Annotated in this window: 15 protein-coding genes; 12 read left to right on the top strand and 3 right to left on the bottom strand. The window is 46.3% G+C overall.

The genetic code is table 11. The features are described 5' to 3' along the window. The first annotated feature begins 7 nt into the window (after positions 1–7). From HMPREF0658_RS06655 to HMPREF0658_RS06710, 12 genes are all read left to right on the top strand, one after another. Positions 8–1,693, top strand: coding sequence for a hypothetical protein (locus HMPREF0658_RS06655; protein ID WP_006949573.1), 1,686 nt, complete (start codon positions 8–10; stop codon positions 1,691–1,693). Between the two features lie 133 nt (positions 1,694–1,826). Beyond that, a complete protein-coding gene (locus HMPREF0658_RS06660; RefSeq protein WP_006949574.1) occupies positions 1,827–2,459 on the top strand; it encodes a serine O-acetyltransferase in 633 nt (210 codons plus the stop codon). A 2-nt stretch (positions 2,460–2,461) separates the two neighbouring features. Continuing rightward, positions 2,462–3,460 (top strand): acyltransferase family protein, encoded by a 999-nt coding sequence (locus HMPREF0658_RS06665; protein ID WP_006949575.1) that lies wholly within the window; start codon positions 2,462–2,464, stop codon positions 3,458–3,460. Then, positions 3,445–4,500 (top strand): glycosyltransferase family 4 protein, encoded by a 1,056-nt coding sequence (locus tag HMPREF0658_RS06670; protein ID WP_006949576.1) that lies wholly within the window; start codon positions 3,445–3,447, stop codon positions 4,498–4,500. The genes HMPREF0658_RS06665 and HMPREF0658_RS06670 overlap by 16 nt, the downstream gene beginning before the upstream one ends. A 101-nt stretch (positions 4,501–4,601) precedes the next feature. Further along, positions 4,602–5,057: an IS200/IS605 family transposase gene (gene tnpA / locus HMPREF0658_RS06675; RefSeq protein WP_006949578.1), complete on the top strand. Its 456-nt coding sequence runs from the start codon at positions 4,602–4,604 to the stop codon at positions 5,055–5,057. 1,188 nt (positions 5,058–6,245) lie between these two features. Continuing rightward, the gene (locus HMPREF0658_RS06680) at positions 6,246–7,073 is read left to right on the top strand and encodes a glycosyltransferase (protein WP_006949583.1); all 828 of its coding nucleotides are present in this window, start codon (positions 6,246–6,248) and stop codon (positions 7,071–7,073) included. Between the two features lie 80 nt (positions 7,074–7,153). Beyond that, on the top strand, positions 7,154–8,287 hold the full coding sequence (locus tag HMPREF0658_RS06685) for a nucleotidyltransferase family protein (protein WP_006949585.1): 1,134 nt from the start codon (positions 7,154–7,156) through the stop codon (positions 8,285–8,287). 15 nt (positions 8,288–8,302) lie between these two features. Next, positions 8,303–9,472 carry an MraY family glycosyltransferase gene (locus HMPREF0658_RS06690; RefSeq protein ID WP_006949587.1) on the top strand — a complete coding sequence of 390 codons (1,170 nt, stop codon included), beginning with the start codon at positions 8,303–8,305 and terminating at the stop codon, positions 9,470–9,472. 164 nt (positions 9,473–9,636) lie between these two features. Next, on the top strand, positions 9,637–11,487 hold the full coding sequence (glmS, locus tag HMPREF0658_RS06695; protein WP_006949594.1) for a glutamine--fructose-6-phosphate transaminase (isomerizing): 1,851 nt from the start codon (positions 9,637–9,639) through the stop codon (positions 11,485–11,487). 216 nt (positions 11,488–11,703) lie between these two features. After that, positions 11,704–14,190, top strand: a complete 2,487-nt coding sequence (locus HMPREF0658_RS06700) for a zinc-dependent metalloprotease (protein ID WP_040557714.1) — start codon at positions 11,704–11,706, stop codon at positions 14,188–14,190. A 747-nt stretch (positions 14,191–14,937) separates the two neighbouring features. Continuing rightward, entirely contained in the window at positions 14,938–15,777 is an 840-nt protein-coding gene (locus HMPREF0658_RS06705) for a glycosyltransferase family 2 protein (protein WP_006949600.1), read from the top strand. A 46-nt stretch (positions 15,778–15,823) separates the two neighbouring features. After that, a complete protein-coding gene (locus HMPREF0658_RS06710; RefSeq protein WP_006949604.1) occupies positions 15,824–16,834 on the top strand; it encodes a glycosyltransferase in 1,011 nt (336 codons plus the stop codon). 9 nt (positions 16,835–16,843) lie between these two features. Here the strand turns inward: HMPREF0658_RS06710 and HMPREF0658_RS06715 are convergent, their stop codons facing one another. From HMPREF0658_RS06715 to HMPREF0658_RS06725, 3 genes are read right to left on the bottom strand one after another with little or no spacing between them, the layout of a single operon-like run. Beyond that, positions 16,844–17,602 carry a lipopolysaccharide kinase InaA family protein gene (locus HMPREF0658_RS06715; protein ID WP_006949606.1) on the bottom strand — a complete coding sequence of 253 codons (759 nt, stop codon included), beginning with the start codon at positions 17,600–17,602 and terminating at the stop codon, positions 16,844–16,846. Then, complete coding sequence (locus tag HMPREF0658_RS06720; RefSeq protein WP_006949609.1) at positions 17,583–18,545, bottom strand: lysophospholipid acyltransferase family protein; 963 nt, start codon at positions 18,543–18,545, stop codon at positions 17,583–17,585. The genes HMPREF0658_RS06715 and HMPREF0658_RS06720 overlap by 20 nt, the downstream gene beginning before the upstream one ends. An 11-nt stretch (positions 18,546–18,556) precedes the next feature. Then, positions 18,557–20,383: an ABC transporter ATP-binding protein gene (locus HMPREF0658_RS06725; protein WP_006949610.1), complete on the bottom strand. Its 1,827-nt coding sequence runs from the start codon at positions 20,381–20,383 to the stop codon at positions 18,557–18,559. Positions 20,384–20,512 lie beyond the last annotated feature (129 nt).

Genomic DNA, 20,512 nt, shown 5'->3' on the forward strand with positions numbered 1-20,512 from the left:
GCTCGCAATGCCCCAAACGTTCCGTCATATAGCCGTGTTGCTCTATGCAACGCTCTTCTATACGGTCTTCTTATCAGGCCTTTCATGGCTTGTGGGAGGTACGATAACGCTCTTCCATCTGCCCCTTTCATTCCTGTTTGGCTGTCTGTTTTTTGGGAAAGAGACAGGCCGACACGTAAGAGAGATCGCTTCAGCATTGATCATCATCATCGTATCGATAGGTCTCTCAGCACTTATCTATGACTACAGTGCCGACGGACAATGGTACCACATGCCTGCTGCCTATGCTCTTTCCCATGGATGGAATCCCGTCTACGAAAGTCACAACCCCATCATAGCCGATGTTCATACGGCCAATCTCTGGATAGATCACTATTGCAAAGGCATTGAGACGATGGCTGCCACCATTGTCGCTGTGACAGGAAACGTAGAGTCGGGGAAGGCAGTCAACCTCATCATGCTGACGGCCACTTTCCTTTTACTATGCGATTTCCTTTCTTCTGATTTCCCTCTCAAGTCCAAACGGAAGATTCTCTTTTATGCTTTCGTCTTGGCTCTTTCTCCTATTGTGGCCTGCGAACTGTTTACGTTTTACATCGATTGGGTGACTTATTACAGTGTGGTGTGGTTGTTCATCATCTTATACCGACTGAACAGGAAGCCGAATCATAGGCTGCTGTATCTTCTTTTCATGACCATCTTCATCGGGGGAAGCACAAAACTCAACATCACCTTTTGGATGGGCTATTTCGTTTTCTTCTTCCTTATCTTCCTATGGGTGAAGAAGAAACGTGCACTTATGAAGCAAGTATTTCTCACGGCCATGCTGAGCGTGGTCTCCATGCTGTTCATTGCCTGTTTCAATCCCTTTATTACCAACTTTAAAGACCATCACAATCCCATCTATCCTTTCGGCGATAAACAGTTGGGAGCACCCGTTACAAGTGCCATTATCTCTGGATGTCAACCTCGATACATCGTCAATGAGCCCAGAGTAAAACAAGTCTTTATCGGACTGACAGCACGACCCAACGGCGGCTATAGGTCTGCATACATTCCGCCTTACAAGATAACAGCGACCAACATCATGAAATCCGGTGCCATGACAGCCAACGTTGGGGGTGGCGGATTGTTTTTTGTAGACATCCTGTTGTTGAGTATCATACTATTATTGTTGTGCCGCAATCATCCCGCTCGTAAGCCCGTGTTACTAACAACGGCCATTCTCTTTCTGGCACAGTTCGTCTTGCCCTATGGCTCTTGTTACCGATATGTACCCTTTGTCTATCTCATCCCGTTGCTGTTCATGCTCTATTCCGAGCTGGCCGGTTTCAGATGGCGCGGTGCCCGCTATATAAGAAGGGGCTTGTATGTGCTCGTACTTCTCAATATTACCCTCGATACAGCCATTGCAACGGGCTTTGGCATCCGTCATACATATATTATTCGCACGTATGTGGAGAAGATACGACAACAGCCAAAAGCAGCCACCTTCAAAACCACCAACTGGAGTTTTATCCATAAAGTTTACGGGGGAAATGTGGAAGACACGACTATCACAAACCCATCAAAGGCTTCGCGTTTCGTACCTATTCCCCATCAGAAGGGCGATTCCATCTGGGTAGATGCGACAAAGATTACTCCGCTGCCATCGTTTAAGAATCCTTTGTTGAAAAAAGTAATGGAGTTATAACCGTGAAAATTACGTATATCTTTCCTTGGGCTTACTCTGTACAATAGACAACTTTACCCCTAAGCTCATTAACACATTAAACAAACGAAGAGAAGGTTCTTTAATACATACATAACATAAGCCATAAACTTCTATGAAGTACGAGTATATAAAAGAAGTTGATATTCACCTCCCTATTGCAGAAAATTACAAAGATGTGTGGACGTTCATACAAAGTGATTATTTTAGAATGAAAGGTAAAACGGCTAACTTTTCTGCTACGTTGGCTTTTCTTTTTATAGAACCCACCTTTTGGTTTCTATTCTGGCTTCGTATAGCTTCGTATAAAAAGAAAAATCTTTTATGGATGATTGCAAAATTTATTCATAGGAGGAATATGTTTAAATATCATATGCTTATTCCTGCAAGCACCCGTATTGGGTTTGGAATATATATAGGACATCCATTGTCTATAGTTATAAATTCTTCTGCCATCATAGGAAATAATGTAACAATAAGCCAATTTACCAATATTGGAGCAAATCATACAAGGGCTGCTTACATAGGGGATAACGTATATATGGCACCATCTGTATTACTTATAGAAGCGATTTCCATTGGCAGTAATAGTACTATAGGGGCAGGCAGTATTGTTCCTAAAAACATACATTCTAACTGCACAGTGGCAGGAAACCCTGCAAGAGTAATTAAAGAGAATACACCTGCCCGCTATTTAGGAACTCCATGGAAATTTAGTCCTATTGAAGAAACAATTAAACACTTGTAGCGATGTTATCAACACTCATTATACTTACTTTTTATCTGCTTCTTTGCGCAAAGAATACAGATTTTGTCCCAACAGACTTTACACTTGACAAAACAAATCTACTGAAAGCGATACTTCCTTTTGGCATCATTCTTCATCATATATCATTTAATGCTTCACAAAGTGTATTATACGATTTTCGTTTTACAGGTCCCTATATTGTGGGGTTGTTCTTTTTTATGAGTGGTTATGGGTTAGAATGCCAATATCGTAAGGGTAAAATAAGTTTCAGGGCGTTACCTGCGAAACTAAAAAAACTTTTTATTCCTTTTATAATTCCCGTGATTTGTTATTTATTTTTAGCTATTGTGGTAGAAAAAGAGACTGTTCACAACATTCTTAAAGGAGTTTTTTTAGATGGTCAAATCTTACTTCCTCATACTTGGTTTATCAGTGTTTTAGTAGCAATCTATATTTGTTATTTTAGTACGCGTCAACTTATCAAAGACAATAAGATTCATCTTCTTATTTTATTTATTCTTTTCACCTCCTTTGCCATTATGATAAAAACATCTAATAATAGCCATATTTATACAAGCAACTATGCTTTCTTAATAGGAATGGTCGTGCAACAGAATGAGAAGCAATGGATTATATGGGCTTCGAAATGGTATGTTTATGTCTCTGCTTTTATCCTCTTTACCTTCATTTCATTTTCTTATATAGAAAATAGACCCATCTTTAAAGGGGCAGGAATTATTGGAGTACCGCTTTACGTATGTACTTTTATTCTGTTAATCACGAAGATTCCAGCACATTACAGCACAAAAATCACTCGTTTTTTCTGTATGATTAGCTATGAAATGTACTTATTTCAAGGCATTAGTATTTTGCTTATCTACCATTTTAATATAATTCCTTTGTGGCAATCTGTGGTTTGCATACTCACATTAAACATCCTTTTATCGTTCATTTCTCATAAAGTAATAATATATTCTTCTACATTATGCCACAAAAGATAGCCTATATCATTAATCATTTAGGAGAATCAGGGGTAAACAATGTAGTACTTGATTTAGTGACACAATTTCAGTTGCACGGACATCGCTGTGTGGTCTACTATTTAAAAGAGAAGAAAGAGATTCTTGATTTTCCCTGTTCGATGCAGAAGTTGGATGAAAGTATTTACCAAGCGGACGTGATTCATGCCCACGGACTTGCCCCCATGCTCTGGGTATCCAAGCACAAAAAACGATTAAGGCAACACGGCAAACTTTCGCCCAAGCTCATTACAACCCTACATTGCTATTGTTGGCAAGACTTTACCGACACTTATTCACCCTTAAAAGGCATGTTACTCTGTTTGTTATTCTTGTTTTCGGCACGCTCGTTCGATAAAATCGTGTGCCTCAGTAAGCATATGCAGCACTACTATCAAGGGAAGATGCCCGCCCAAAAGCTTACTTACGCCTATAATACTCGAGTACTGTCTCACACCGAAACACTCTCAGAAAAAGAACAACTACAACTGCAACGTTTTAAGGGAAACGGCATTTTGATAGGCATGAACTGTGTATTGTTGTTGCGCAAAGGCATCGACGTGATGCTCAAAGCCATGCGCCTGTTGCCCGACACTTATAAACTTTACATCGTGGGGACAGGAAAAGAAGAAGCATTATTCAAGTCGATGGTCGATAAAGACCTCGCCCCGCGCATTCGCTTTGCAGGGGCTCGTCCACGTGCACATCGTTATCTCTCTCTGTACGATATCTATGCACTGCCAAGTCGCAGTGAGGGTTTCCCGTTAGCACTGCTCGAAGCCGCCGACTACGGTAAGCGGGTGGTCTGTTCCGCCTTACCCGTTGTTAAGGAATGTTTCACCGACGATGAACTAATCACATTCCCCATGCCCTCAGAAACGGCATTGGCAGCAGCCATTCAAACAGCCATGACACGTCCGGAGCTATGCACAAACATCAAGAAACGTTTTGACCGAGACTATTCTCCCGAAAGTTTTTATCGGAGGTATATGACGATTTACCATCAAGAAACTTTCCATTGAGGACGCAACCGTTTCTTTATGATATGAGAATAGAATTTATTGAAAGGGGCAAACGATATCTTTTTTCTGTCATAAGTCTGATAGACAAATAGTGAAAAGTTATGGCACAATCTTTATCCAAGGTCTATATACACATTATTTTCCATATTGCTTCATCCTCTGTACCTATCAAAAAAGAGGTTGATGGAGCATTATATAATTATATGGGAGGGATATTGAAAGAATTAGATTGTGTCCCGATAAAGATAAACGGCATGCCAGACCACATTCATCTCCTATTTGTATTATCACGAATGCAATCTATTGCAAATGTCGTAGAACAGTTGAAAATCAATTCTACAAGATGGTTGAAAGAAAAGAATTCCTGCTATCAAAAGTTTGCATGGCAGCATGGATATGGAGCATTCTCTGTCAGTGCATCTATATGTGAGAATGTGAAACAGTATATTGAACAACAGGAAAGTCATCATGTCAAACATTCGTATCAAGAAGAGTTAAGAGAATTCTTCCGTCGTTACAAAATTGAGTATAACGAAAAATATGTTTGGAATGATTAGTCATTCGTCGTTTTTGCATAGGAAAGATAAGAAGAAAGGAGTGATATGAGGGTGGTATTAGGAGAGAAGGTGTTTTCATGGAATGTTGTATCGCACCTTCAGCGCTCTATTTAGGGCACATCACAATACCCGGCGCTTTGCGCTGGGCTGATATATAACGCTCTTTCAGAGCTCGATTACACCACAAATATAGCATAAAAGCGATTGCGGACAGCCATCAAGACAAAAACGCAGAAACAAAGTTCGCTATGCGAAGCGAAGCGGAAACGAAGTTCGCTGACACGAAGAGGAAGCAAAGAAAAGTACGAACGATGGTTACGCAGTACGAAAATCTTGATACCCCACACCGGCAACACAGTATATAATAAACCTAAACGACCATTGTTCTATGCTCACTGATGAACAAAACGCATCAAAAAACAGAGCAATGAAAGTGCGAAACATATGAATCCGGTGCGAAGCGCTGGGTAAAAAACCATCCACGAACAAAGCACTGAAAGTGCGAAAGATATGAGCATAGTGCGAAGTACTGGATAAAAGACCACCCACAAATAGAGCACTGAAAGTGCGAAAGATATAAGCCCAGTGCGAAGCGCTGGGTAAAAAACCATCTACAAACAAAACACTGAAAGTGCGAAACAGATGAATCCGGTGCGAAGCGCTGGGTAAAAGACCATCCACAAACAAAGCACTGAAAGTGCGAAAGATATGAGCCCAGTGCGAAGCGCTGGGTAAAAGATCACCCACAAACAGAGCGCTGAAAGTGCGATACAATGATATTGGAGTAAACGCCCTTCAACCTATAACGGTTTAAAAATCATTTGAAACATCCCGTTTGTTCTCTTCACATCTCTCACCTCTTTATCTTTTCTATGGCTAAAGCAAAGCCGGCAGACAGGTATCTCCATCACCACGAAAAAGCGGATGAAAGATATGGCAAAACAAAAGCTATGCTTTTAACGGGTAGAAAGATAGCTTTTACACGCTCAAAGCTATCCTTTCATAACGCAAAAGCTATGCTTTTTCAATATTGAAGATAACTTACTTGTTATCAATGTGATACAACAAAGCGGCAGATGGTTGAAGCCCCATGAGCCCAAAAACGGGTGACCAACCGTAGAAAACGAACTTCAAAACACTCCGCTCCATAGCACGATAACCCCCATCTGAAAGCATCAAACAGCATATATGGACAAACTGAAATTCTCGGTGGCCATGTCGGTCTATAAAAACGATAACCCCGAATACGTGCAGACGGCACTCGACAGCATTATCAAGCAAACCTGCGTACCCGACGAAATCGTATTGGTGGCCGACGGTCCCATACCCGATGCCCTGCGCGAGGTCATCGAACACACCCGCAAACGATTCCCCCAGCTACGTCCTCTCTATCAAGAGAAGAATGCAGGACTTGGCGAAGCACTCAGAATAGCTGTGGAAAACGCCCGTTACGACTACATTGCGCGTATGGATAGCGATGATATTTCGCTGCCGGAACGCTTTGAGAAGCAGATAAAATGTTTCCGTGAAGACCCATCCCTCTCGATTGTAGGGGGCATGATAACGGAGTTTGTCGATACACCAGACAACATCACAGGACGTCGTCTATTACCGTTGACCGATGCAAAGATTAAGAAATTCATGCGTTCCCGTTGTGGTGTAAACCATGTAACCGTGATTTTCAAGAAGTCGGAGCTGCTGCGCGTAGGCAACTATCAACCTTTTTATCATCAAGAGGACTATTATCTGTGGGCACGGATGATAAAGGGTGGTTGCGTGTTCAGAAACATTCCGGACGTTGTTGTCAATGTGCGCGCCGGCAGAGACCAATATGCCCGTCGCGGTGGAATCAAGTATATGAAGAGCCAAATCAAGATGTTTCACTTCATGTATAAGGAAGGTGTCATCACGCTTCCTCGTCTTTTATACAACTATGCAGTAAGGTCGGCCGTACAGTTCCTCATGCCTAATGTGCTGAGAACATGGATTTATCAGCATTTTTTGAGAAAGAAATAGTCCGTCATCGACCTTTTCCTGCCTGTCATTTTTTAGCAACCGACGCACCGAAAGCAAACTCCCGTAGCAAAAGCAGCCACATGAAAAAGTTGAATCACACAGAGATACAATTTTTAGAGCTTTACAAAAGCAGCCTTTGGGGTACGCCTTTGAAAGACGAACTGTTTGCTTCGGAAGCCACAGATTGGTCGCGCATCGTTGAGATAGCCAAACAGCAGACGGCTATAGCCTGTACGGCTGATGCCTTATCGCACCTGCCGAAAGACCTCGTGCCTCATGACCTACGGCTACAACTCATCGGTTCGGTGCTGTCGGTACAGAGAGCCAATGAAGCCATGAACCGGCTCTTACCCCAACTCTTCTCGCTGCTCAAAGCAGAAGGCATCAGAACTTGGTTGCTGAAAGGGCAAGGATTGGCTTGTCATTATCCTGCACCTGAACTGCGGCAGTCGGGCGACATCGACCTCTTCTTTCCCAATTTACAACAGTTCTACCAAGCCTACAACCTCTTCTCGCAGACATTCCGACGAACGGAAGAACTGCAACCCGACTCGCTGCACGCCACTTTCGAGTACCAAAACATCGTCATCGAACTGCACGGAAAGATTGTTTTGCGCATCAATCGCAAGTTAGATAAGAATTTTAACGGTTGGTTACACAATATAACAGGCTGCCCTTACGATAATACAATAGAGATAGCCGGTGGACAGATAGCAATTCCTCCGGTCTGCTTCGATGCCATCTTTATCCTGATACATACCGTACGGCACTATTTCGGGGGAGGTATCGGCCTCCGACAAGTGAGCGATTGGATGCGATTCCTTTACGTAAAAAGAGAGGAGATAGACCTTTCCACATTGGAAAAAGACATCGAAAAGCTCGGATTAGGCAAGATTTGGCGCGTCTTTGCCACAATGGCGGTAGAGCTGTTGGGCTGCCCCGAAGAGGCGATGCCTCTGTACCGGAAAGGAAAATACACGGCAGAAAGCCGGAAAGTACTGCGGTATATCCTCGACTCCGGTAACTTCGGACAGCATGATAAGCGTATAAAAAGCCAATCGAAGTATTATCTTTTAAGGAGATGGAAAGCCCTTACAGGGCATTTGAAGATGAAGTTCAGAAACGTAACCATGTTTCCCGAAGAAGCACTTTACGATGTTCCGAACTTTATAAAAGATGGTTTACATCGCACACAGTTTTGGGAAAAAAGATAAAAGAGTTATCAATCTATGAATTTAAGAATACTTGTCGGCGGTCTCATCATCCCCTTTCTCGGGTCGATGATATTGGTTTATCTCATTCATCCGGCCATTGTGAGGTTGGCTATCAACAAGAATTTAGTGGATAATCCTAACGCCCGGAAACTGCAAAAGAATCCTATCCCCGTGTTGGGAGGTATCGCCGTGTTCTGGGGAATTGTGGTCGGAGCCGGCGTTACCAGTGTGTTCTTCGATAGCTATGCCCTCTTTCCTACCATCGTAGCTATCACTATCATGATGTATATGGGAACGATGGACGACATCATGGGGCTTAGTGCCACGTTAAGGCTATGCACCGAGGTGCTCATCATCGGCTTTCTGATGTATATGAGCCGATATAGCTTGGACAATTTCCATGGCGCTTTAGGGCTATATGAGCTGCCCGTATATGTTGCCATACCCATTTCCATCGTATCGGGAACCGGCATTATCAACGCCATCAATATGATAGATGGAGTAGATGGCTTGTCGTCGGGCTTTTGCATATTGGCCTGCGCCATCTTTGGCTTTGCCTTTGTAACCTCCGGAGACGGAAGTATGACCGTGATGGCCATGCTCTCTGTGGGGTCGCTCATTCCCTTTTTCTTGCACAATGTCTTTGGTAAAACATCAAAAATGTTTATCGGCGACAGTGGAACACTCATGATGGGAACTATTCTGAGCATATTCATCTTCCATATATTGGATACCCATTCGCGCGTGGCTTATAACTATCCGAACATGGGCGTAGTAGCTTTCACCTTATCGGTACTGTCTATTCCGGTGTTCGACACTTTGCGCGTGATGACCACACGCATGCTGAAAGGCAATTCCCCCTTTCATCCCGACAAGACACACCTGCACCATCTGTTTATCGAAATCGGCTTCTCGCATGTGGGAACGGCCTTTTTCGTCAATCTGTTGAATCTTCTCAATGTGGCATGTTGGTTGCTTTCGTATCAATTAGGAGGCTCTCCCACGGTACAACTCTTCGTGGTTTGCCTCATCGGATTCTTCAATACAACAGGTTTCTACATCATTGTAAAACGATTGAACCACAGCCATTCCGCGTACAAGACATTGAAATTATTGGCCGAAAAGAGCCATATAGAAACAGGAAAGACTTTCATCTATCTCAGAAAAGTATTGGATAAAACATAACACGGATGCTTCCTGAACGAGTAGCAGCACAGTCAGAAGATGATGTCGGCTCGCTTTTTGAAGGGCATTTTTTTGTGTTCTAAAATAAAAAATATAAATTTGCATACGCTCCTTTCATGGAGAACATGACATCAAATCAAACATAAAGAAAAGGAAATAACAATATGTGTGGAATTGTAGGCTATATTGGAACAAAGCAAGCATACCCCATTCTTATCGGCGGACTTCACCGGCTGGAGTATCGGGGCTATGACAGCGCAGGCATATCGCTCATCAGCGATACCCATGCCATGAATATATATAAGGCCAAAGGCAAAGTGGAAGACTTGGAAAGAGCCGTTGAGGGGAAAGACATCAGCGGCACTTTAGGCATCGCTCACACACGTTGGGCGACTCACGGGGTACCCTCCGTCATCAATGCACATCCCCATCAATCGGAAAGCGGCAATCTTTCCATTGTCCACAACGGCATCATCGAGAATTACGCCACACTACGCAATCAACTTGAGGGGAAAGGTTTCAACTTTAAAAGCGAAACCGATACAGAAGTGCTTGTACAGCTTATTGAGTACACACAGCAAAAGAACAATGTCGATTTGAGCACTGCCGTGCGTCTCGCCCTTAACAAAGTAATCGGTGCTTATGCAATTCTCGTCATCGACAACCGCAACCCCAATCAGCTCGTAGCTGCCCGAAAAGGCAGTCCGATGGTGATTGGCATCGGCGAAAACAACAACGAATTCTACGTAGCCAGTGACGCAACACCCATTGCAGGCTATACGAAGAACGTTGTCTACCTCAACGATGAGGAGATTGCAGTTATCGAACGAGGCAAAGACTTGGAACTCTGCAACCTTGAAAACAACCATATCGACGTGGAAGTGCAGAAAGTGGAGCTCGACATGGATATGCTCGACAAGGGCGGTTTCCCCCATTTCATGCTCAAAGAGATATTCGACCAACCGAATTGTCTTAAGGATTGTATGCGTGGTCGCTTACTGACCGATGAGCACAAGATAGTACTCAGTGCGATGGTAAACAACAGAGAGCGCCTCATGGCAGCAAGTCGCATCATCATAGTAGCCTGCGGTACGAGTTGGCATGCAGGCCTTATAGGCAAACAACTCATAGAGAACTTCTGTCGGGTGCCCGTCTCCGTGGAGTACGCAAGTGAGTTCCGATACCGCAATCCGGTCATTTTCAAGTCTGATGTGGTAATTGCTATCTCGCAAAGTGGTGAAACTGCCGACACGTTGGCTGCTATACAATTGGCTCGGGAACAAGGGGCATTCGTCTATGGGATAGTGAATGCTGTGGGAAGTAGTATCGCCCGAAACACCGATACGGGAACTTACATCCACGTAGGACCCGAGATTGGCGTGGCTTCCACTAAGGCTTTTACCGGCCAACTCACAGTGCTTACCATGTTTGCGCTGGCCTTGGCACACGAGAAAGGCACCATTGAGGAAAACGAATACAGAGAAATCATACAGGAATTGGGCAGAGTTCCGGAGAAAATAGAAGAGACATTAAAGTCTAATGACTATATAGAAACGATGTCGCGCACCTTTACCTATGCCCATAACTTCCTGTATTTAGGTCGTGGATGGAACTATCCCGTGGCCTTGGAAGGTGCCTTGAAGCTGAAGGAAATCAGCTATATCCACGCCGAAGGCTATCCTGCTGCGGAGATGAAGCACGGCCCTATCGCCTTGGTAGATACTGATTTGCCCGTACTTTTCGTAGCTACCCACCACCAAATACATAACAAAATCATCAGTAACATGCAGGAAGTAAAGGCTCGTGGTGGACATATTATCTCCATCGTGACAAGAGGCGACGAGCAAGTACGCAAGATAGCAAGTGATGTCATCGAGATTCCACAGACGTTACCCTGCATTGCGCCACTGTTAAGCGTTATCCCGTTACAGTTGTTAGCTTATCATGTAGCCGTCCAGAAAGGACTGAATGTAGACCAACCGCGCAACTTGGCCAAGAGCGTTACTGTGGAATAAGACGGCAAACACGTAGTCAATATTCCGTCAAACACGATAGACGAAGCCTCGGAACATCTGTTTTGTTCCGAGGCTTCATTGTTTTCAGCGGCATCGACACAGGGCTGTAACCCTGACAAAGGGCATGTCCATTCCTTCAAAAATCATTAAATGCCATCTTCAAAGCTCCGTTATTCCGCTTTTATTTCCTACTTTTGCAAGTCAAATCACGAAGAGATGAACATCAAGAAAACCACCCTTTTAGTCCTCTTAGCCGTCTGTTGCAGCTTTCATATACAAGCAAAAGAAGTGTTGCCCGACGACTCCACCCGCGTGGAAAACACCGAAAAGGCCGACGAACCCAAAGAAAACAAGAAGAAGGAGGCGGCCAAAAAGAAAACATCCGACTACGAAATGCTCCTCAAAAAGGGAGGAAGTATGCAGCAAGGCATGTTTACCGTGCGCCACATAGAAGACAAATGGTACTTTGAAATACCCGACTCCATGGTAGGAAAGATGCTTCTCGCCGTGACGAGATACGCTTTTGTGCCCCAGAACTTCGGAGTTTTCAGTGGCGAAGAGGTGAGCCGTTGCACTTTATACTTTGAGCAACGCGACCCCAAGACGATGCTGTTGCGTGCTTATGTGTTATCGCAGGAGGCCGACGAGCATAGCCGTATTGCCACAACGCTTAAGTTCTCGTCTGCCGATCCCATTGCTGCCGCATTTAAAATCATCGGCCGTAACAAGAAAACCCATGCCCAACTGATTGACGTAACCCCGCTTTTCAAGAAAGACAACAACCTCCTCAGCATCCCAAAGACTGCCGCATCAAAGCTCAAACTCGGAACTTTGGCCGAAGACCGGACGTTTATCGACACCATAAAAACCTATCCCATCAATACCGAAATCGCAACTACGCGCACCTACAACGTAAACGCGGGGCGAGTAGCTGCTTCGCGTACAGGGTCGATTACCTTAGGCCTGAACACATCTATCGTGATGCTTCCCGATGTACCTATGCGCAAACGACTATGGGATGAGCGAGTGGGCTACTTCATCAATCGCTTTACCCACTTCACAGACGACCAGCACAAGACCGAACGGGAGTCGTTCGTTTCGCGTTATCGGCTTGTTCCCAAAGACCTCAAACGTTACCTGAAAGGCGAATTGGTGGAACCTGTGAAGCCCATTGTTTACTACATCGACCCCGCCACCCCTAAGCAATGGGTGCCTTATCTCATGCAAGGAGTGAACGATTGGAATGTTGCTTTTGAATCAGCAGGCTTCAAGAATGCCATCATCGCTAAGGAATGGAACCCTCAATCGGGCTTTAGCATGGATGATGCCCGCTTTTCCGTGCTTCGTTATCTGCCTTCGGAAACCGAAAACGCTTACGGGCCACGCATCGTAGACCCACGTAGCGGCGAAATCATAGAGAGCCATATCGGTTGGTATCATAACGTAATGAACCTTCTTACCAAATGGTATATGGTGCAATGTGCACCGCTTGACCCACGTGCACGTAAGATGCAGTTCGACGAAAAGCTGATGGGCGAGTTGATACGCTTTGTCTCTTCCCACGAGGTAGGCCACTCCTTAGGACTTCGTCACAACATGGGAGCAAGTTACGCTACGCCCGTTGAAAAGCTCAGAGATAAGGCATGGGTGGAAGCCAACGGACATACGGCTTCCATCATGGATTATGCCCGCTTCAACTACGTTGCCCAACCGGAAGACGGAATCACGGAGCGCGGACTGTTTCCCCGCATCAACGACTACGACAAATGGGCGATACGATGGGGCTACAGCTACCGTCCGGAGTTTAAAGACGAATACGAGGAGAAAGAGAAACTGCGCGAAGAAACCACCCGCACCTTAGCTGCCAACCCGCGACTGTGGTTCGGCGGCGAGGGCAGAAACGAAGACCCACGTGCACAGACCGAAGACCTTGGCGACGACAACGTGAAAGCGAGCGACTACGGCATTAAGAATCTGAAACGCGTTATCAAAGGCCTGCCGCAATGGACGCAGCAGACCGACGGACGCCACACCGACCTCCGAGAGATGTATCTGGCCGTTATCAAACAGTACAATAGATACAACAACCACGTGATAAAGAACCTCGGCGGACGTTATATCAATAATATGCCCGGCCGGAAGCCCTTTGAGCAGATACCCGCAGCACGCTCCCGCGCAGCCATGGATTACCTTTCCCGCCAACTCTTCACAGCTCCCGTGTGGCTTTATCCCGATGAAATCACATCCATGACAGGCACCGATGCCGCCAACGACATACAAACGAAGCAGGAAACGGCACTCTCCACACTCATGGCCGCTTCTCTGCTCAACAGCATCAACAATGCATCGTTGGCCTCTCCGGAGGCTTATCGCCTCGACGACTATATGCAAGACCTCTTCCATGCCGTATGGAAACCGCTCTCATCGCCTGCAGAATTGGTCAATAAAAGCCGCCGGGCACTCCAACGCAACTATATTGCCAACCTCGACAAGCTGCTTAATCCTTCAGAGAAAGAACGCACCGGTGCAGGCGCAAAAGCATATCGGAGCGATGCACGGCTCTACGCTTTGCAGCAACTCGACCAAATAGACAACTATGCCCGCTTGCAACTAAAGACGGCAACAGGCCTCAACGCCCTGCACTATCGCGACATCCTGCAACTGACCAAGCAAGTGAGAACCCGACAAACAGATGCCCGATAACCGGCTGTCTCTCCCTTTCCGAAAGTCTTCCGGCAAGCCCCCATCCGGCAACCATTCTGCTCCTGTTTCCTAAAAGCTATGCTTCCACACGCTCAGAGCTATGCTTCAACGCTATGAAAGCTATCCTTTTACAACGTCAAAGCATAGCTTTCTCAACAGACTTGCTAACCTTCTATTGTTCAAACACTTACAGTCTATCTCGCAATAGCGGGGTGCCGATACGTCAACTCGGTATAAAAGCATCTCGTCCAATTGCCCCAAAGGGGCGAAAGAACTTAGGCAGGGGCAAGCGATAGCGCAGCCCCTGATAAGCATACGCAAAAAGATAAACTCCGCAGGAGTGACGGAATTATTGATAACTACCCCTCTGGCGCCCCGTCGGGGCTTAGGTAGTGGGAATCCATAGCACAGGGGTCGCGCCCTACGGGCGCCACCGCCTGCCTGTCGTCCATCGCCCTGTCAGGGCTTATCGGTCAAATCCCTTTATCCCGAACTCACGTGCCGCCGGTCTGTAAGCGCAGATGCTGCCCGATAGTGGCTTTGCTCCCAAACGATTATCGGCAGGTTGCGAAAAGGAAACAGCTTTGCCCCTTTTGTAAGAAAGTTGATGATATCTTTTGTGAAAGATAGACGGTATTCGCCGTAAATGTAGTATCTTTACAGCCGTAAAAGGGCATGGCCTGCTGCACCGGTAGTCCATCCGATATTTAAACAGCCTATTTGGAAACCAAAACAACACGCTTTTCTATGAAACCAACAGTAGCAGTGGTTCTCTGTACGTATAACAACCCCAACGTGCTTCGCCTGTCTTTGTACAGCATTACCCAACAGACGCTCATGCCCAACGAGGTGATTGTGGCCGACGACGGTTCTACCCAAGAGACAAAACGCATGGTAGAGAGCTTTCAAGACCGCCTTCCCATCAAGCACGTATGGCACGAAGATAAAGGCTTCAGACGGGCGATGATTATGAACAGAGCCTTTGCCGCTTGCACAAGCGACTACGTCGTACAGATTGATGGCGATATTATCATGGAACGACACTTCGTAGAAGACCACGTGAAAGAGGCGCGACGCGGTTATTTCCTCAATGGAAGTCGCGGGAAACTGACGAAGGAACTGACCGACAGAATTGTGAAACTGCCCGCTTTTATTCCCCATCTCTTCACCCGCGGACTTACCCGCAAACCCAACGTCATCAGGCTTCCGTGGCTTACTCCCTTGTTTTACAATTATAAGAAGGATGGCATGGTACGCGGCTGCAACATGTCTTTCTGGCGCGATGACCTCTATGCTGTGAACGGATACGATAACAGAATGGTGGGATATGGTACCGAAGACATCGACCTTTCGGCACGTTTGAAACGATTGGGCGTGAAGAAACGATTCGTGAAATTCAAAGCCATAGAATATCATATCTATCACCCCGAGCATGCCACGAAGCATATCGACACGAAAAACCACGACATCTACGACTTACATGAGGCAGGAAACGTGGTGAGAACAGACTACGGATTGTCTGACTTCCTTCAGCCGGAGAGTGCAGCAAGAGAAGCTGAAGCGTCGGAAAAGCAGGAAAAAGAATAGAAACGGAGTGGCCTTTCAAAGGTAAAACACATCGAAACAGCATGTTATGAACTATTACATAGAGGTAATCAACCACAATAAGGCGCGGCAGGATGTAGACCGGGTATTTCGCGATCTGGGTTATACAAACCTCACACCGCAGTCGAAAAGCGTGCATCCCGTTTCGCGTTTCATCACGAAACTCACAGGGGTGATACGCATTCTGACCACCGTGAAGCGCGGTGACACGCTGTGTTTGCAGTATCCTATGAAGAAGTTCTACGACATGGCGTGCACCTTTGCCCATTGGAAAGGGGCTTATGTGGCCACCATTATTCACGATTTAGGGGCTTTCCGCAGGCATAAGCTCACGCCAGAGCAGGAAAACAACCGCCTGAAAAAGACCGATTTCCTGATTGCTCACAATGATACGATGAAACAGTATCTCATAGAAAAAGGATTCAAAGGGCATATCTGTTCGCTCGGAATCTTCGATTTCATCGTGCAGACAGAGCCTAAAGACTATGATACCCCTCACGTGCCGCGGCGCGTTTTCTATGCCAGCAACCTGAAAAAGTGGCGTAATGGATTCCTCTACGCTTTGCAGGGTGTGATGAATGAGTGGGAGATGACGCTCTATGGTCATGGCTTCGACGAGGAGGGGAAGCGCAACCCGAAGTTAAAATATGCAGGAAGTTTGCCGGAAGACCAGCTTATCGCTGAGGCCGAAGCAGACTTCGGATTGGTTTGGGACGGCAATTCCATCGACGAATGTGACGGTGATTGGGGGTCGTATCTTAAAATCAACAACCCGCATAAGACATCTCTTTATCTGCGGGCGGGCGTACCTGTCATTATTTGGAACAAGGCCGCGATAGCTCCTTTTATAGAGTCTAAAGGGTTGGGAGTGAGTGTTGGGTCACTGAAAGAACTCGACGAAGTGTTCAGAACGATGACTTCGGAGGAATACAACACACTGAAAGCGAATGCAAAAGCCTTCTCCAAACTTTTAGGAGAAGGCCGGTTTGTGCGCAAAGCGTTTGTTACGGCGCAACAAACGCTGACCGATTTGGGGTAAAAAAAGGACTTAAAGTTCCAAAGGAAAAGAGATATCGTACTTCTTGCTGTATCGTTTCCAAAAGCGGTAGCGGGTCTGTAAGCCCCTTTCCACAGTCTTTTCCACATCTAATCCGCGGGCTTCGGCATAGGTTGTGAGCAGCGTTTTGAAGAAGCGAATGCTGCCCCAAAGGCGGCGGAAATTGTCGGCACCACGGCGGAGGCTCACTTTTCCGAAGTACATACGGTTGATATCGATAATGGAAAAACGGTAGCAGCCGTCCTCATCACACGTCCATAAGATGTTGCCCGGCGAGTAATCGAGGTGCAACACGCGGGCATCGTGCATGTGGGCGGTGAACTTGCCCAATGCGCGGGCTAAGGTATCGTAGTCGGATTCGGGATGTTGTCCCACCTCATACAGCAGATTCGGATACTTACACTGTATGCTCACAAAGTAAGAAAGGCCGAGCATACCGGCATGACGGCTCTCGATATAGGCCACGGAAGCAGGCGTCTCAATGCCTTTGGGCAGAAGAAGAGAGGGGTAACGGAAGGCACGCAAGCCTTTCGGACATCGCCAACCCAGGGAATAGACGAGACGATTCAACCCCTTGGGACTGTGGAATCGCTTCACATTCAGTTCCGTTCCATCAGGTGCAACAAAAGATTTGATGAGGTTTCTGCGCCCACCGTAAATATAGGTTCCTTCGCTTTCAAAGCGAGAAGGCAGGCTCTCAATGTAGGAGCGGAGCGACTCGAACGGGGCGTTAAGCAAGACTTTCTGCATCGGTAGCGGGCTTTTCGTCGTTCACTTCCTTATGAAACACCTTTCCATGCACCACTTTGAACTCCTTATTAAACTGCTCGTGCGTGCGTTTCCAGCGGTTATGCGTCCAGAGATAGAACTGCGGTTGCCGGCGTATGGTTTGTTCTAACATTTGGAAAAAGCGTCGTGTAATCTCGTGCTCGGGCAGCGAACGCGGGTCTTTTGTAATGAGATGATAGGTGCAAGTGTAGTATCCGCGGCGCGGACGGCTCATCTCCACGTAGTAGACAGCATTGTTCATCTTACACATAATGCGCTCTGCGCCGGTGAAAACAGGTGTTTCCTGATTCATGAAAGTCAGCCAAAGATGAATGTTTTCCCAACGTGGTGTCTGGTCGGAGATATAGCCGAAGATGCTCATCACCCCCTCTTTGCGGTATCGGAAGAGATATCTGAGGATTTCTTTCCTTGGCACCGGTACGCCGCCTACACAGGAACGGATGTCTCGGAAGAGGCGGTCGAACAGGTCGCTGTCCAGCGGTTTGTAGACAAGTCCCATCTTCCGGTGGGGCGGCAGGTCTATTCCCACACACGAAAGCCACTCCCAATTGCAGTAATGACCTAAGATGGCAGCCACGGATTGACCGTCTTGGAAGCAGGCTTCGATGTCTTCGGAATTGATAATAGAGAAGCGTTTCTTCAGTTGTCGCTTGGAAATGGACAGCAACTTCACAGCTTCTACAAAGTAATCGCTGAACCATCGGTAGAACTTACGTTCTATTTCGCGCCTCTCCTGCTCGCCCTTTTCGGGGAAAGAGTTGAGCAGATTGCGCCTTACAATGGTGCGGCGATATTTCAAAAGATGATATAAGATGAGGTATCCCACGTCTGATAAGACGTAAAGAACTCGCAGCGGAAGGAGCGAAACGAGGTAGAAGAACGTATAAACGAGGTAATACATCATCGCAAAAGGTATCAGGTCTGCATGTCGTGCAGCTTCTTGTAATAGCCGTCTGCTGCCATCAAAGACTCATGGGTGCCACGTTCCACGATGCGACCTTCATGCATGACGCATATCTCATCTGCATTCTTAATGGTCGAAAGTCTATGGGCAATGGCGATAGTGGTACGTGTTTTCATGAGCCGCTCTAAGGCATCTTGCACCAATCGCTCGCTTTCGGTATCGAGCGCAGAGGTCGCTTCGTCTAAGATAAGTATGGGGGGATTCTTTAAAATGGCTCTTGCAATGCTTATACGCTGCCTTTGTCCACCCGAAAGTCTGCCTCCTCTATCGCCGATACCTGTGTCATAGCCCTCTTCGGTCTGTGTAATGAAGTTGTGGGCGTTGGCTATCTTTGCGGCTTTCTCTACCTCTTCGCGGGTTGTGGTCTCAACTCCGAAGCTGATATTGTTGTAGAATGAGTCGTTGAAAAGTATGGCTTCTTGGTTTACATTGCCGATAAGAGCGCGCAAGTCGTGAACTTTCACATCTTTGATATTCACCCCGTCGATGAGAATCTCTCCCTCTTGAATGTCGTAATAGCGAGGAATCAGGTCTACCAAGGTGCTCTTTCCGCTGCCGCTCTGTCCCACAAGTGCTACCGTCTGGCCTTTTTCAATGGTGAGATTGATGTCTTTCAACACCCATGTACGGTCGTATTTAAAGGATACATGACGGAATTCTATGCGATGTCGGAAGCCTTCCAAGGGTTTGGGATGTATGGGGTCTTTGATTTCATTCTCTGCCAGCAGAATCTTATCGACACGCTCCATCGAGGCCAAACCTTTGGGAATATTGTATCCGGCCTTAGAAAACTCTTTTAAAGGGTTGATGATGCTGTAGAGAATCACTAAGTAATAAATGAACGTTGGACCAGAGAGCGTGGAATTGTTGAGCACCAATGAGCCGCCAAACCAAAGCACGATGACAATCATCACTGTGCCGAGAAACTCACTCATGGGGTGTGCCATCTGTTGACGGGTATTCACTCGCCTCACGTTATCTCTGTATTCGCTGTTGATTCGGTCGAATCGCTCGTTCATCTTCCTTTCCGCGCAAAAGGCTTTAATTATGCGAAGACCGCCTAAAGTCTCTTCTACTTGGCTCATCGTATCGCTCCATAAAGCCTGTGCTTTCATGCTGTTTTGTTTCAATTTGCGACCTACGAACCCCATGAACCAACCGAACAAGGGCACAAAAACAAGGGTAAAGAGGGTGAGTTGCCAACTGATGATGACCAATGTGATGAAATAAGCGATGATGAGCACAGGGTTTTTGAAGAGCATATCCAAAGAAGACATGATGGAACTCTCTATCTCCTGCACGTCGCCACTCATCCTTGCAATGATGTCGCCCTTACGTTCTTCGGAGAAAAAGCCTAACGACAGCGACGTAATCTTGCGGTATAATTGATTCCGAATATCTCTTACAATACCTGTCCGGATAGGTATGATGGCAGCAGAGGAAAGGAAATAAGAGGCTGTCTTTAAGAAAGTCATGAAAGCCAGCACAAGTCCGATGACAAGCAGGGTGGTGGTTTGTCCCATCTGGCCTATCATTTGGTGCACGTAGAAGTCGGCGTTGTTGCTGACAACGGTCTTCAGATTGTTCCAATCCCAGGGCATCAGAGCTGTTGCCTGCATGCCTTCTCCGGTTTTGAAGAGTATCTGCAAGATGGGAATAATTGCGGCAAAAGAGAATATATTGAGAACTGCGGACAGTATATTGAACAGCACTGTCAATAGGAGATACCGCTTATAGGGTGGTACGAATCGTCGAAGTACTTGTAGAAATTCTTTCATCTATGGTTTCATCTTTAGGGTCTTTCCGCCCCGTTTTCAATCTTTTACACCCAATTACGTCTTCTCCCATCCCGTATCGGGGCTTCCATGAAGTAGACATTCGAGGCGTTTCCCCATATCCTCGCCATG

It is taken from the genome of Hoylesella marshii DSM 16973 = JCM 13450 (genome assembly GCF_000146675.1).
Taxonomy (GTDB): Bacteria; Bacteroidota; Bacteroidia; order Bacteroidales; family Bacteroidaceae; genus Prevotella; species Prevotella marshii.

Bases quoted from the DNA above. Each gene is read 5' to 3' on its own strand.
- HMPREF0658_RS06655 (WP_006949573.1), top strand. From the start codon at position 8: ATGCCCCAAACGTTCCGTCATATAGCCGTGTTGCTCTATGCAACGCTC.
- HMPREF0658_RS06660 (WP_006949574.1), top strand. From the start codon at position 1,827: ATGAAGTACGAGTATATAAAAGAAGTTGATATTCACCTCCCTATTGCA.
- HMPREF0658_RS06665 (WP_006949575.1), top strand. From the start codon at position 2,462: ATGTTATCAACACTCATTATACTTACTTTTTATCTGCTTCTTTGCGCA.
- HMPREF0658_RS06670 (WP_006949576.1), top strand. From the start codon at position 3,445: ATGCCACAAAAGATAGCCTATATCATTAATCATTTAGGAGAATCAGGG.
- tnpA (WP_006949578.1), top strand. From the start codon at position 4,602: ATGGCACAATCTTTATCCAAGGTCTATATACACATTATTTTCCATATT.
- HMPREF0658_RS06680 (WP_006949583.1), top strand. From the start codon at position 6,246: ATGGACAAACTGAAATTCTCGGTGGCCATGTCGGTCTATAAAAACGAT.
- HMPREF0658_RS06685 (WP_006949585.1), top strand. From the start codon at position 7,154: ATGAAAAAGTTGAATCACACAGAGATACAATTTTTAGAGCTTTACAAA.
- HMPREF0658_RS06690 (WP_006949587.1), top strand. From the start codon at position 8,303: ATGAATTTAAGAATACTTGTCGGCGGTCTCATCATCCCCTTTCTCGGG.
- glmS (WP_006949594.1), top strand. From the start codon at position 9,637: ATGTGTGGAATTGTAGGCTATATTGGAACAAAGCAAGCATACCCCATT.
- HMPREF0658_RS06700 (WP_040557714.1), top strand. From the start codon at position 11,704: ATGAACATCAAGAAAACCACCCTTTTAGTCCTCTTAGCCGTCTGTTGC.
- HMPREF0658_RS06705 (WP_006949600.1), top strand. From the start codon at position 14,938: ATGAAACCAACAGTAGCAGTGGTTCTCTGTACGTATAACAACCCCAAC.
- HMPREF0658_RS06710 (WP_006949604.1), top strand. From the start codon at position 15,824: ATGAACTATTACATAGAGGTAATCAACCACAATAAGGCGCGGCAGGAT.
- HMPREF0658_RS06715 (WP_006949606.1), bottom strand. From the start codon at position 17,602: ATGCAGAAAGTCTTGCTTAACGCCCCGTTCGAGTCGCTCCGCTCCTAC.
- HMPREF0658_RS06720 (WP_006949609.1), bottom strand. From the start codon at position 18,545: ATGATGTATTACCTCGTTTATACGTTCTTCTACCTCGTTTCGCTCCTT.
- HMPREF0658_RS06725 (WP_006949610.1), bottom strand. From the start codon at position 20,383: ATGAAAGAATTTCTACAAGTACTTCGACGATTCGTACCACCCTATAAG.